The 12,275-nt window shown below is 68.7% G+C and carries 11 protein-coding genes; 3 read left to right on the plus strand and 8 right to left on the minus strand.

The genetic code is table 11. The features are described from left to right. Nucleotides 1-132: 132 nt before the first annotated feature. Nucleotides 133-1,899: a proteasome ATPase gene (gene arc / locus ACFWBY_RS29435; protein WP_214948081.1), complete on the minus strand. Its 1,767-nt coding sequence runs from the start codon at nt 1,897-1,899 to the stop codon at nt 133-135. 265 nt (nt 1,900-2,164) lie between these two features. Between arc and ACFWBY_RS29440 the strand changes: the two genes are divergently transcribed. Then, a complete protein-coding gene (locus ACFWBY_RS29440) occupies nt 2,165-2,485 on the plus strand; it encodes a ferredoxin (RefSeq protein WP_384659911.1) in 321 nt (106 codons plus the stop codon). A 4-nt stretch (nt 2,486-2,489) separates the two neighbouring features. On the opposite strand, the gene ACFWBY_RS29445 is transcribed toward ACFWBY_RS29440, so the two are convergent. From ACFWBY_RS29445 to ACFWBY_RS29455, 3 genes are all read right to left on the minus strand, one after another. Beyond that, nucleotides 2,490-3,134: a hypothetical protein gene (locus tag ACFWBY_RS29445; protein WP_385338279.1), complete on the minus strand. Its 645-nt coding sequence runs from the start codon at nt 3,132-3,134 to the stop codon at nt 2,490-2,492. Between the two features lie 325 nt (nt 3,135-3,459). Next, nucleotides 3,460-4,371 (minus strand): tRNA (adenine-N1)-methyltransferase, encoded by a 912-nt coding sequence (locus ACFWBY_RS29450; protein ID WP_385409724.1) that lies wholly within the window; start codon nt 4,369-4,371, stop codon nt 3,460-3,462. A gap of 18 nt (nt 4,372-4,389) precedes the next feature. Then, on the minus strand, nt 4,390-5,523 hold the full coding sequence (locus ACFWBY_RS29455; protein WP_385344771.1) for a site-2 protease family protein: 1,134 nt from the start codon (nt 5,521-5,523) through the stop codon (nt 4,390-4,392). Between the two features lie 243 nt (nt 5,524-5,766). Between ACFWBY_RS29455 and ACFWBY_RS29460 the strand changes: the two genes are divergently transcribed. Together ACFWBY_RS29460 and ACFWBY_RS29465 are read left to right on the plus strand one after the other, a co-directional pair. Further along, nucleotides 5,767-6,672: a RecB family exonuclease gene (locus tag ACFWBY_RS29460; RefSeq protein ID WP_385344762.1), complete on the plus strand. Its 906-nt coding sequence runs from the start codon at nt 5,767-5,769 to the stop codon at nt 6,670-6,672. An 87-nt stretch (nt 6,673-6,759) separates the two neighbouring features. After that, nucleotides 6,760-7,434, plus strand: a complete 675-nt coding sequence (locus tag ACFWBY_RS29465) for a response regulator (protein WP_385344768.1) — start codon at nt 6,760-6,762, stop codon at nt 7,432-7,434. Nucleotides 7,435-7,545: 111 nt separating this feature from the next. Here ACFWBY_RS29465 and ACFWBY_RS29470 read toward each other — a convergent pair whose 3' ends face one another. The 4 genes from ACFWBY_RS29470 to ACFWBY_RS29485 form a co-directional block, all read right to left on the minus strand. Continuing rightward, nucleotides 7,546-9,123: an ABC transporter substrate-binding protein gene (locus tag ACFWBY_RS29470; protein WP_385344759.1), complete on the minus strand. Its 1,578-nt coding sequence runs from the start codon at nt 9,121-9,123 to the stop codon at nt 7,546-7,548. Nucleotides 9,124-9,210: 87 nt separating this feature from the next. Next, the gene (locus ACFWBY_RS29475; protein ID WP_385344756.1) at nt 9,211-10,815 is read right to left on the minus strand and encodes an ABC transporter substrate-binding protein; all 1,605 of its coding nucleotides are present in this window, start codon (nt 10,813-10,815) and stop codon (nt 9,211-9,213) included. A gap of 480 nt (nt 10,816-11,295) precedes the next feature. After that, nucleotides 11,296-11,997, minus strand: coding sequence for an HAD family hydrolase (locus tag ACFWBY_RS29480; protein ID WP_385344753.1), 702 nt, complete (start codon nt 11,995-11,997; stop codon nt 11,296-11,298). A 122-nt stretch (nt 11,998-12,119) separates the two neighbouring features. Continuing rightward, nucleotides 12,120-12,275 (minus strand): vitamin B12 dependent-methionine synthase activation domain-containing protein (locus tag ACFWBY_RS29485; protein WP_385409725.1); only part of this gene is annotated, 156 nt, incomplete at its 5' end.

Genomic DNA, 12,275 nt, shown 5'->3' on the forward strand with positions numbered 1-12,275 from the left:
CCTAGAACCACTCCGCGCTGGTGGGGAGATCATTTCAGTCATTGACTTTGCCCTGTCACCGGCTGAAAAGAGCAGTTGGTAAAGCAGTCGGCTGCGGGTGCCCTGCAGGGCGCCCGCAGCCGGCCCGCTTTGTCAGAGGTACTGACCGGTGTTGGCCACCGTGTCGATGGAGCGTCCGGTGTCCGCGCCTTGCTTTCCGGTGACGAGGGTGCGGATGAATACGATCCGCTCGCCCTTCTTTCCGGAGATTCGGGCCCAGTCGTCGGGGTTGGTGGTGTTGGGGAGGTCCTCGTTCTCCTTGAACTCGTCCACGCAAGCCTGGAGGAGATGGGCGACGCGAAGGCCCTTCTGGTTGTGCTCGAGGAAGGCCTTGATGGCCATCTTCTTCGCACGGTCCACGATGTTCTGGATCATCGCGCCCGAGTTGAAGTCCTTGAAGTAGAGGACTTCCTTGTCGCCGTTCGCGTACGTGACCTCGAGGAAGCGGTTCTCCTCGGTTTCGGCGTACATCTGCTCGACGACGGTCTGGATCATGCTGTGGACGGTTTCGTCCGTGGATCCCTGGTGTTCGGACAGGTCGTCCGTGTGCAGGGGCAGGGACGCCTTGAGGTACTTCGCGAAGATGTCCTTCGCCGCCTCGGCTCCGGGGCGCTCGATCTTGATCTTCACGTCGAGGCGGCCGGGGCGCAGGATGGCCGGGTCGATCATGTCCTCGCGGTTGGAGGCGCCGATGACGATGACGTTCTCCAGGCCTTCCACGCCGTCGATCTCGGCGAGCAGCTGGGGGACGATGGTGTTCTCCACGTCCGAGCTGACTCCGGATCCGCGGGTGCGGAAGAGGGATTCCATCTCGTCGAAGAAGACGATGACGGGGGTGCCCTCGCTCGCCTTCTCCCTGGCACGCTGGAAGACGAGGCGGATGTGCCGCTCGGTCTCGCCTACGTACTTGTTGAGGAGTTCGGGGCCCTTGATGTTCAGGAAGTAGGACTTCCCGGTGGGCTGGCCGGTCACCTCGGCGACCTTCTTGGCAAGGGAGTTGGCCACTGCCTTGGCGATGAGCGTCTTGCCGCAGCCGGGGGGGCCGTAGAGCAGGATGCCCTTGGGGGGCCGCAGTTCGTGTTCCTTGAAGAGGTCCGGGTAGAGGTAGGGGAGCTCGACCGCGTCTCGGATCAGTTCGATCTGGTCGCCCAGGCCGCCGATCTTGTCGTAGTCGATGTCCGGGACCTCTTCGAGGACGAGGTCTTCGACCTCGCTCTTGGGGACCACTTCGTAGACGTAGCCGGAGCGGGGTTCGAGCAGGAGGGCGTCGCCGGGGCGGATGGTGATGTCCAGGAGCGGCTCGGCGAGCCTCACCACCCTTTCCTCGTCGGTGTGCCCGACCACCAGGGCGCGCTCGCCGTCCTCGAGGATCTCCTTGAGGGTGACGATGTCCCCGGCCCGCTCGTATTCCATGGCTTCGACCACGTTGAGGGCTTCGTTGAGCATGACCTCCTGGCCGCGCCGGAGGTCTTCCGGTTCGACGCTGGGGCTCACGTTCACTCGGAGCTTTCGGCCGCCGGTGAAGATGTCGACGGTGCCGTCTTCGTTCGCCTGCAGGAAGACTCCGAAGCCGGCCGGCGGCTGTGCGAGCCGGTCGACTTCTTCCTTGAGGGCCACGATCTGGTCGCGGGCCTCGCGCAGGGTATTGGCCAGACGCTCGTTCTGGGCGGAGACGCCTGCCAGGTTTGTCTGGAGCTCGACGATCCGCTCTTCGAGAATCCTCGTGTGTCGCGGAGAGTCGGCGAGCTTACGTCGCAGGACGGCGATTTCCTGCTCGAGATAGGCAACCTGGCCGGCGGGGTCCTCAGACCCTCGCCCGGGCCGGATGCCGCGGTTGATGTCGTCGTCGTGGGCTGCCACGGTCCTCACCTCCTCCAAGGGGAGCTGGACGCTTTCTGACCCTACCTGGGCTGGTGGTGATTGAAACCCCTAGATCACAAAGACGGTAGGGGTGTGTCCGATCTTCACCCTTGCGTACTCCCTCACGCCAAGGAAATACCCACCCATCAAACTCGGGAAGCGGCCGGTTGTAAGGTCGAAGTGTTCAACACCCGTCAGAGCTCGTGCGACTTGCCGCGAGTTGTGTCCGGGATGGATCTACTCATCGCAGGGAACGGCAGGAGATATGACCGTGCAGCAGGAGGCTCCCGCGGGTGGCGCCGGCGAGGCCGGAGAGCCGCTCGAGGTCTGGATCGACCAGGACCTCTGCACCGGCGACGGCATCTGTGTGCAGTACGCGCCGGAGGTGTTCGAGCTGGACATCGATGGTCTGGCGTATGTGAAGAGCCCCGCCGACGAGCTGCTCGTGGAGGCGGGGGCGACCACTCCGGTTCCGCTGGTGCTGCTCCAGGACGTGGTCGACTCGGCGAAGGAATGTCCCGGGGACTGCATCCATGTAAGGCGTGTTTCGGACAGGGTCGAGGTCTTCGGTCCGGACGCGGAGTGACGCTTCAAACACCCGTGGCGGTCGAGTCCGTAAGCTCCTGGCGGAATTTTCCGCCGGTCCAGCGCCACTTCGCGAGTTGTTTGGTGTCGGGGCTGTAGCGGGGTACCTCGGGCGAGGAGTAGCCGAGGAGCGTGGCGGTGACGACTCCGTCGCGCACGGTGAGCTCGGTCGCGGTCTGTCGCCGGCCGGCTTCGAGGAGCGTGGCGACGACGCGGGGGCCCGCGTCCCCGCCGGTGCCGCGGGTGAGGACGTAGATCGCGTGCGGCGGGGTTCCGGAGCCGGCGTCGCAGCGGACGGCCGCCACGGTTTCGGGGCGGCCGTCTCCGTCGAGATCGCCTTGGGCGCTGGCTGTGACGGCCTGGGGCGCGCCCCGGCAGTCGAGGGGGTAGGTGAGCGCGTTCGGGTCGGGGGCGGCTGCCTCGGGGCCCTTCGGGGGGCTCGCCGGTGTCGTGGGGCCGGCGGGGCTCGTCGGGTTCGTGGGGCCGCTCTGTGCGGTGGGGGCTCCGGTGGCCGGATCGGGCTGGAGGAATCCCGCGGCGGCTATGACGGCGGCCAGGGCCGAGGCGGTGGCGAGCCAGTGGACGGGCCGCGCGCGGTGGTGCGCCAGGGTTCGAAGTTCCGGCGCGGGCTCGGCGGGGCTGTGCGTCACTCGGGGTGTCTCCTGTGCGAAGGGTGACGGGGAGCCAGCATCGTGCCACACCTCACATCGGGGTGGAACGGTTGGGTCCGCACCGGCGGGGGCCGGTTCCCGGGACAACGAGAAGACGCTGTGGCGGGGGGGGCCCCGGGGGGGGGGGGCGGCGCGCCCACCCGCCGGGGGGTGGGGGGGGGGGGGGGCGGGGGGAGCCGCCGGGGGCCCCCCCGGGGGGGGGGCGGGCGCCCCCCAACACCCCACCGGGGGGGCCCCCCGGCCCCGCGGGCGCGGCCCCCCCCCGCCACAGCGTCCGTGTGTTGGGCGGGCGGTCGGCCGTGGGTCAGCCGCGGTCGCCCGAGGAGCCGGACTGGCTGCCGGGGCCGTCGTAGTCGTCGCCGTAGGCTCCCTTGGCGGGGCGGCGGCGGCGCATGGGCGGCTCGACGCCGTCCGCGAGGCGGCGGGCGGTGACGAGGAAGCCGGTGTGGCCGATCATCCGGTGGTCCGGGCGGACGGCGAGGCCCTCGACGTGCCAGTTGCGGATCATCGATTCCCAGGGCTGCGGTTCGGCGTAGCAGCCGAACTCGCGGATGGATTCGACGGTCCGGGCGAGCTGGGTGGTGGTGGCCACGTAGCAGCAGAGGATGCCGCCGGGGACCAGGGCCTTGGAGACGGCCTCCAGGCATTCCCAGGGCGCGAGCATGTCGAGGATCACGCGGTCGACGTCCGTGTCGGACAGGTTGTCCTGGAGGTCGCCCACGGTCAGCTGCCACGCGGGGTGCGGGCCGCCGAAGTAGCGCTCGACGTTGGAGGTGGCGATCTCGGCGAAGTCCGCGCGGCGCTCGTAGCTGTGGAGCATGCCCTGGTCGCCGATGGCGCGCAGCAGGAAGCTGCTCAGGGAGCCGGAGCCCACACCTGCTTCCACGACTCGGGCGCCGGGGAAGATGTCGGCGAAGGCCAGGATCTGGCCCGCGTCCTTGGGGTAGACCACGGCGGCACCGCGGGGCATGGACAGGACATAGTCGGGGAGCAGGGGACGCAGCGCGAGGTACGCGACGTTGCCCGTGGTACGGACAACACTGCCCTCGGGGGAGCCGATCAGCTCGTCGTGCGGGAAGGAACCCTTGTGGGTGTGGAAATTCTTCCCGGCTTCGAGCGTGAACGTGTAGTGGCGGCCCTTGGGGTCGGTGAGCTGAACCTGGTCCCCGACCTCGAAGGGCCCGCGTCGGCGGGCGGCACCGGTCGGTTCGGACATGTGACCAGTGTATTGGCTTCAGGACTGGGGCCGCGCCATGGCCTTCACGAAGGCCTTCTCGACGTCCAGGGTGGACAGGACGCCGTAGATGGCGCCGTCCTGTTCGAGGACGAGGTATTCGCTGGCGGGGGTGGTGCGGAGGTGGTCGAGGAGTTCTTCGCCGGTGAGTTCCGCGGAAACCTTCATGCCGTCGGTGAGGTCCTGGGAGAGGGTGCTGACGGCGATCCAGGGGCGGCGGTGTTCGGGGACGGCGGCGATGGCGCTCTCGCGGACGATGCCGGTGGGGTCGCCGAGGCCGTCGACGACGACGAGGGCGCGGGCGCCGGCTTCGTTGGCGCGGCGCAGGGCTTCGGAGAGCGGGGTGGCGTTCTCGACGGGGATGGCCCGGCGGGTGAGTTTGCGGGCTTGGAGTTCCGGGAGGTGTTCGCGCAGGCGGGCCATGCGCAGGCTGTTGCCGGCGCCGGTCCAGATGATCGCGGCGAGGATCGCTGCGAGGAGCGCGTCCATGACGGTGTCCATGCCGCCGATGTCGTCGGCGGGGTTGCCGAGGGTGCCGGTGTAGTTCAGGAGGGGCAGGCCGAGGAGGACGGCGACGGCGAGGGCGCGGCCGACCCAGGCGGCGGCGATGGTGCCGGTCATGGGTTTGCCGGTGATGCCCCAGATGACGGCGCGGAGCATGCGGCCGCCGTCGAGTGGGAGGCCGGGGAGGAGGTTGAAGGCGGCGACGAGGAGGTTGGAGACCATCAGGCCGGCGAGGAGGACGCCGGGGACGCTGGCGGGTTCGACGGTCTTCATGCCGAGGTAGAAGGCGCCCGCGAGGAGGAGGGAGAGCAGGGGGCCGACGAAGGCGAGGACGAATTCGCGGCCGGGGGTCTCGGATTCCTTCTCGATCTCGGAGACGCCGCCGAAGAACTGGAGCTGGATGCGGCGTACGGGGAGTTTGTAGCGCAGGGCGGCGATGGTGTGCGCGAGTTCGTGCACGAGCACGGAGGCGTAGAAGGCGACGGCGAAGAAGAGCGCGACGAGGTAGCGGACGGGGCCGAGGTCGGGGAGGATCCGGTCGAGCTGGTCGCCGAAGACCCAGGTGATGAGGGCGGCGACGAGGAACCAGCTGGGCGAGACGTAGACGGGTACGCCGAAGGGGCGGCCCATGAGGAGTCCGCCGCCCGGTCCTGAGCGCCGGCCCGCGCGCTCGCCGGTCTCGTCGGTGTCTGCCACGGTTGTCCTTCGTTCGCTGCTGTCCGGCGCCGTGTGCGCGTCGGCGGTCCTTCTGTCTTTTCCCGGTGGTGTCCGGGTGCGCCGTAGCGCCGTGTGATGCTCCGATCATGCAGTGCGAGGTGGCTTTGAGTCGATGGTATGCGCGTGCTGTCGGTGGCGGGTCGTAGGGTTTTGCGTATGACGACGAGCCCCGGCAGCGGTCCGGACGACGCAGTGAGCAGTTCCGTGCCCGGCCGGGGGGTGGCTGTGGCGCCTTCTTCGCTGTCGCCTTCGCGGGCGAGCGACTTCATGCGGTGCCCGCTGCTGTACCGGTTCCGGGTGATCGACAAGCTGCCGGAGAAGCCGAGTGCGGCGGCGACGCGGGGGACGCTGGTGCACGCGGTGCTGGAGCGGCTCTTCGACCATCCGGCGGTGGAGCGGACGGCGCCGCGTGCGAAGGCGTTGATCCCGGCGCAGTGGGACCGGTTGCTGGAGTCGAAGCCGGAGCTGACGGAGCTGTTCGCCGAGGGTGACGAGGGTGTGGGGCTGGCGCGTTGGCTGACGGAGGCCGAGGCGCTGGTGGAGCGGTGGTTCACGCTGGAGGACCCGACCCGGCTGGAGCCGGTCGAGCGGGAGTTCTTCGTGGAGACGGAGCTGGAGTCCGGGCTGCGGCTGCGCGGGATCATCGACCGGGTGGACGTGGCGCCGACGGGTGAGGTGCGGATCGTCGACTACAAGACGGGCAAGGCGCCGCGGCCGGAGTACGCGGAGGGTGCGCTGTTCCAGATGAAGTTCTACGCGCTGGTGGTGTGGCGGCTCAAGCGCGTGGTGCCGCGGCGGCTCCAGCTGGTGTACCTGGGCAGTGGGGACGTGTTGACATACGACCCGGTGGTCGAGGATCTGGAGCGGATGGAGCGCAAGCTGCTGGCTCTGTGGGAGGCGATCCGGGAGGCTACGGAGACGGGTGAGTGGCGGCCGAGGCGGACGAAGCTGTGCGGCTGGTGTGATCATCAGGCGGTGTGCCCGGAGTTCGGCGGCACTCCCCCGGACTACCCGCTGACCATCCTTCCGCGGGGCGGCGCGGAGGGTCCGTCCGGGCCGTAGCAGGGCCCGGGGAGGAATTCCGATCTTCGGATCAGGGCAGAATGGGCGGCGTCCCCGATGGCGTCCGACGAATACGAGGTAGACCCCGTGGCGATCCGCGTACTGCTGGTCGACGACCAGCCGCTCCTGCGCACCGGTTTCCGGATGATCCTGGAGGCCGAAGGGGATCTGGCGGTGGTCGGCGAGGCCGGGGACGGACTGCAGGCGCTGGACCAGGTGCGGGCGCTCCAGCCCGATGTGGTGCTGATGGACATCCGGATGCCCCGGATGGACGGGGTGGAGGCGACCCGGCAGATCACCGGTCCGGGCCGGGACGGTCCGGCGAAGGTGCTCGTGCTGACCACGTTCGATCTGGACGAGTACGTGGTGGAGGCGCTGCGGGCGGGGGCCAGTGGTTTTCTGCTGAAGGACGCTCCGGCGCAGGAGCTGGTGCAGGCGATCCGGGTGGTGGCGGGCGGTGAGGCGATGCTCGCGCCGAGCATCACGCGGCGGCTGCTGGACAAGTACGCGGGGCATCTGCCGTCGGGCGAGGACAGTGTGCCGGACCTGCTGGGCACGCTGACGGAGCGCGAGGTCGAGGTGTTGAAGCTGGTGGCCAGGGGCTTGTCGAATGCGGAGATCGCGGCGGATCTGTTCGTGAGCGAGACCACGGTGAAGACGCATGTGGGTCACGTGCTGACGAAGCTGGGTCTGCGGGACCGGGTTCAGGCCGCGGTGTACGCGTACGAGAGCGGTCTGGTGCGGCCGGGCGCGGGGCAGTAGCCGGCGCGGTCCGCCGGTGTACGGGGACGGGCCCGCTTCCGCTTGACGCGGAGGCGGGCCCGTTGCCGTGGCGGACCCTTGTCGTGGTGGCCGGGTGCCGTGCCGGCCGGTTCAGCCCTTGCTGATCTCCCAGAAGCGGAAGACGGTCGAGGCGTCCAGGGACCACTGCAGGCCGGTGACGTTCTGGCGGGTGACCGCGTACTGCTTGCTCTGCCAGAGCGGGAGGATCGGGATCTCGTCGGCGACGATGTCCTGCAGGCGGCTGTAGTCGTTGGCGGCGGCGGCGCGGTCCGCCTTGGCGGAGGTCGCCGGGATGATCGTCCCGGTGATCTCCTTGTTGTCGTAGTTGTTGCGCAGGACGTTGTCGGGGCCGAAGAACGGCTGCGTGAAGTTGTCGGCGTCGGGGTAGTCGGGTACCCAGCCCTTCACGTAGACGCCGTACTTGCCGTCCTGGATGTCCTTCTCGTACTGCTCGAACTCGACGGACTTGACGTCGGCTTCGAAGAGGCCGCTGTCGTTGAGCTGCTTGGCGATGAGCTCGAATTCCTGGTCGGTCGAGGGCCCGAAGCGCGAGGGCGTCGAGTACAGGGTGATCTTCACCTTGTCCTTGATGCCGGCGGCGCGCAGGACGGCCTTGGCCTTCTCGACCTGGGGGCTGCCGCCGTAGCGGTCGAAGAAGGAGGTGGTGTGCGAGGCGATGCCGGCCGGGACGATGGAGTAGAGCGGGGTGGCCGTGCCGTCGTAGACCTGCTTGACGAGGGCGTCGCGGTCGACGAGGTAGGCGAACGCCTTGCGGACGGGGAGCTTTCCCGCCACCGGGTCGCTCATGTTGAAGACGAGGTGTTCGACTTCGGCGCCGGCGCCCTGGACGACCTCGACCTTCTGGTCGCCGGTGCGGGAGGCGAGGCCGGCGATGTCCTTGGCGGCGATGCCGCGGAAGGCGAAGTCGACGTCGCCGCTTTCGAGGACCTTCTTGAGGGCGTCCTGGTCCTCGTTGAAGAACTTCATGGTGACGCCGCTGTTCTTCGCCTTGGCCTTGCCGCTGTAGGAGCCGTTGACGGAGAAGCTGGCGCTCTTGTCGCTGATCGAGTCCAGCTTGTAGACGCCGGAGCCGGTGGCCTTGCCGTCCTCGCGGAGTTTGTCCGCGGGGTACTCGGTGTGGTCGACGATGGAGCCGGCACCCGAGGCGATCTTGCTCGGGAAGGTGGCGTCTGAGGTCTTGAGGTTGAAGACGACGGTCTTGTCGTCGGGGGCCTCGATGGAGCCGATCGAAGCGAGCATGACGGCAGGGCCGTTCTCGTCGTTGATCTTCAACGTGCGCTCGAAGGAGTACTTGACGTCCTTCGCGGTGAGGCTGTTGCCGTTGCTGAACTTCAGACCGCCGCGCAGGGTGCACTCGTACACCTTGCTGTCGCTGCCCTTGAAGCCGCAGGACTGCGCGGCGTCGGGTTCGGGCGTGGTGCCGCCCTTGGGGAAGCTGAGCAGGGACTGGAAGACGTTGTTGAAGAGCAGCCAGGAGCCGGAGTCGTAGCCCGAGGCGGGGTCGGTGGCCTTGACCTTGTCGGATATGCCCATGACGACGCCCTTGCCGCTGCCGGCGTTCGAGCCATCCGTCGAACCGCAACCGCTGAGCAGCGCGGCGGCGGTGGCAGCGCCGAGCGGGGCTGCCAACCACTGGTTACGTCTCATCACACGAACGTCCTTCTCAGTCTCACTGACTCATCTGACTTGTCTGTTCCGGTCCGCCTGTGGGGGCGGGGCCGGGTGTCGTGCTGTTCAGCCGCTGACACCGCGGCCGAGTTCCCACAGCTGGAGGTCGGAGATGGCGTTGATCGACCACTCCACTCCGGTGATCCCGTCGCGCGCGGCGACGTACTGCTTGCCCTGCCACAGGGGCAGGACGGGTACGTCCTCGGCGACGATGTCCTGCATCTCCGTGATCGCGGGGACGGCGACGCCTCGGTCGACGGCGCGCCTGGATTCGGGGATGAGCTTGGTGCGCACCGCGGTGTTGGCGTACGGCGTGCCCAGGAAGTTGTCCTGCTCCAGGAACGGGGCGAGGAAGTTGTCGGCGTCGGGGAAGTCGGGGAACCAGCCGAGTCCGTAGACGGCGTATTCGCCCTTCTTCTGCGCGGGGCGGAATTCGGCCCAGTCGGTGCCCTGGACGGTGACGTCGAACAGCTGGGTGGAGTTCAGCTGGGTCTTGAGGGCTTCGAACTCGGCCGCGGTGCCTTCGCCGTAGTGGTCGTTGGTGTAGTTGAGGGTGAGCTTGACCGGGGTTTTGATCCCGGCGGCCTTCAGCAGGTCCGCGGCCTTGGCGGTGTTGCCTTCTCCGTACTTGTTGAAGAAGGAGTTCACGTGGCCGGTCACGGTGGTGGGGACCAGCGAGTACAGGGGCTGCGCGGACTTCCCGTACACCGTGGAGACGAGGGCGCCCCGGTCGACCGCCGCCGCGAGGGCCTGGCGTACGGCCTTGTCCTTGACGGTCGGGGCCTCGGTGTTGAAGCCGAGGTAGCGGATCTCCAGGCCGGGCATGGGGACGAGCTTGATGCCCTTGGGGGGCTTGGCGGACAGCTCGGTGATCTGGGCGGGCGACAGGGTGCGGGAGACCATGTGGACGGTGCCGCGTTCCAGGGCCTTGCCCATGGCCTCGGAGTCGTCGAAGGCGCGCAGTTCGGCCTTGTCGTTCTGGAGCTTCAGGCCGCCTTTGTAGTCCGGGTTCTTGCTGAAGACGGCCCGGACGAGGCGGTTGCCCTTGACTTCGGCCTTCATCGTGTACGGGCCGGATCCGTCGACCGCGAAGCCTTCGCGGAGCTTCTTCGCGTCGTACTTCTTGGCGCTGACGATGCCGGCCGCGGGGGTGGAGAGCTTGTACGGGAAGGTCGCGTCGGACGTCTTCAGGTGGAAGACGACCGTGTCGGCGCCCTTGGCCTCGACGGTGTCGATGGTCGAGAGCAGCGAGGAGGGGCCGTTCTCGTCCTTGATCGCGAGGACGCGCTCGATGGAGAACTTGACGTCCTGGGCGGTGAGCGGGTCTCCGCCGGCGAACTTGAGGCCGGGGCGCAGCGTGCACCGGTAGCTCTGGTTGCCGGTGTCGGTGAAGCGGCAGTCGGAGGCCGCCTCGGCGACGGGCTGGCCGCCTCCGCGCGGGGTGCGCATCAGCGTCTGGACGGTCTGGCGCAGGATGTTCCAGGTGCCGGCGTCGTAGGCGTAGGCGGGGTCGAGCGGGGCGGGAGCGTAGTCGGCCGCCTCGAACCGGTCGGTGGTTCCGACGACGATCGCCCCGGATCCCGCTCCACCGCCGCTGGTGCTGCCGCAGGCGGTCAGCGCGGGGGTGAGCAGTCCGGCGGCTGCCGTCAGCACCATGGTCTTGCGGTTCATGCTGGAAGTACTCCCTCGACCCGGCACTTGGTCAAAGCTGGCGTGGAGGGCAGCGCGACGGTCGCCCGTTCTGGGCGGAACGATCGGGCCGGTGTTGTGACGATCGGTCCACGCGGTCCGGCAACAGGGGGTGTGTTTCCGGGACGGCTGAGGTACGGCGCGGTGCCCGGATCGACATTAGTGGCCTGCGGAGGGGTGGCTTGAACCGGCCGGAGCGGGGGTGTTGCCGCACCGTGGCGACGGCGGACCGAGGGTGTGCGCGGGGGTGTGCGCAGACTCGGTCAGGTGCTGATCAATGCGGACACAAGGGATGGCGCAGGAGGGCGCGGAGTGGTGCGAAGGGGGACTTGTGGGTGACTAAGGTCACCCGGGTCAACTCACCCGGGAAGATGGAATTTCGGCCTCCGGGGGAAAGCGCGAAAGATCCGCCCCCTGAACCCGGGTCCTGGGGGTGGATCATCTCGTACGGAGCGTGCCCGGTCAGTTCAGGGGAGTGATGAGGGAGCGCAGGAACGGCAGGTCCACGTCCTCGAGGGAGCTCATGATCGTGCGACCGGGCGCGGGGGCGATCAGGCCCACGGAGGGGATGGCGACGACGCGGCAGCCGGCGGCCTCGGCAGCGGCCACGCCCGTGGCGGTGTCCTCGATGACGGCGCAGCGCGAGGGGTGGGCGCCGAGGGCGCCGGCGGCGAGGAGGTACGGGTCGGGGTGCGGCTTGGTGCGCGCGACCTCGTCGCCGGCGACCGTCATGGTGAAGCGGTCGCGGCCGAGGGTGAGCAGGACCTGGTCGATGACGCGCCGGTGCGAGGCGGAGACGAGGGCGGTGGGCACGTTGTGCCGGGCCAGCTCGCTCAGCAGCCGTTCGGCACCCGGCATGAGGGGCACCCGGTCGGCGATGCGGGCCTCGAAACGCTCGTTGAGCAGGACGGAGAGCTCGGCGAGGCCGATGGCCGCGCCGGTGGACTCGATGAGGAAGCCGGCACTGCGGGTCATGGGGCCCCCGACGACGATGTCCCGCCACCCTTCGTCGAGGCGGTGGCCGAGCTCGCCGAAGACGTCGACCTCGATCTCCCACCAGAAGCCCTCGGTGTCCACGAGGGTGCCGTCCATGTCGAGCAGCACCGCCTGCAGGGCATGCCCGTCGGCCGTACGGGCGACGGGGGCGGGAACTGTGCTCGTCATGCGCGCACCTCTCTGAAGGGTCCTCGGAGGACGACAAGGCCGGTCACCTCACCGCCCGGGGAACACCCCGGGGCGACAGGTGACCGGCCTGTATGGGACCGACTAGTGTACGCCGATCCGTCTCAGCGTGCGTTGAAATACTTGGCTTCGGGGTGGTGGATGACGATGGCGTCGGTGGACTGTTCCGGGTGGAGCTGGAACTCCTCGGAGAGGTGGACGCCGATCCGCTCGGGCTGGAGGAGGTCGGCGATCTTGGCGCGGTCCTCCAGGTCGGGGCA

Source organism: Streptomyces sp. NPDC060049 (genome assembly GCF_042736715.1).
Taxonomy (GTDB): Bacteria; Actinomycetota; Actinomycetes; order Streptomycetales; family Streptomycetaceae; genus Streptomyces.

Coding starts and splice junctions, on each gene's coding strand:
- ACFWBY_RS29440 (WP_384659911.1), top strand. CDS start 2,165: ATGACCGTGCAGCAGGAGGCTCCCGCGGGTGGCGCCGGCGAGGCCGGA.
- ACFWBY_RS29450 (WP_385409724.1), bottom strand. CDS start 4,371: ATGTCCGAACCGACCGGTGCCGCCCGCCGACGCGGGCCCTTCGAGGTC.
- ACFWBY_RS29455 (WP_385344771.1), bottom strand. CDS start 5,523: ATGGGCCGCCCCTTCGGCGTACCCGTCTACGTCTCGCCCAGCTGGTTC.
- ACFWBY_RS29460 (WP_385344762.1), top strand. CDS start 5,767: ATGACGACGAGCCCCGGCAGCGGTCCGGACGACGCAGTGAGCAGTTCC.
- ACFWBY_RS29470 (WP_385344759.1), bottom strand. CDS start 9,123: ATGAGACGTAACCAGTGGTTGGCAGCCCCGCTCGGCGCTGCCACCGCC.
- ACFWBY_RS29475 (WP_385344756.1), bottom strand. CDS start 10,815: ATGAACCGCAAGACCATGGTGCTGACGGCAGCCGCCGGACTGCTCACC.
- ACFWBY_RS29480 (WP_385344753.1), bottom strand. CDS start 11,997: ATGACGAGCACAGTTCCCGCCCCCGTCGCCCGTACGGCCGACGGGCAT.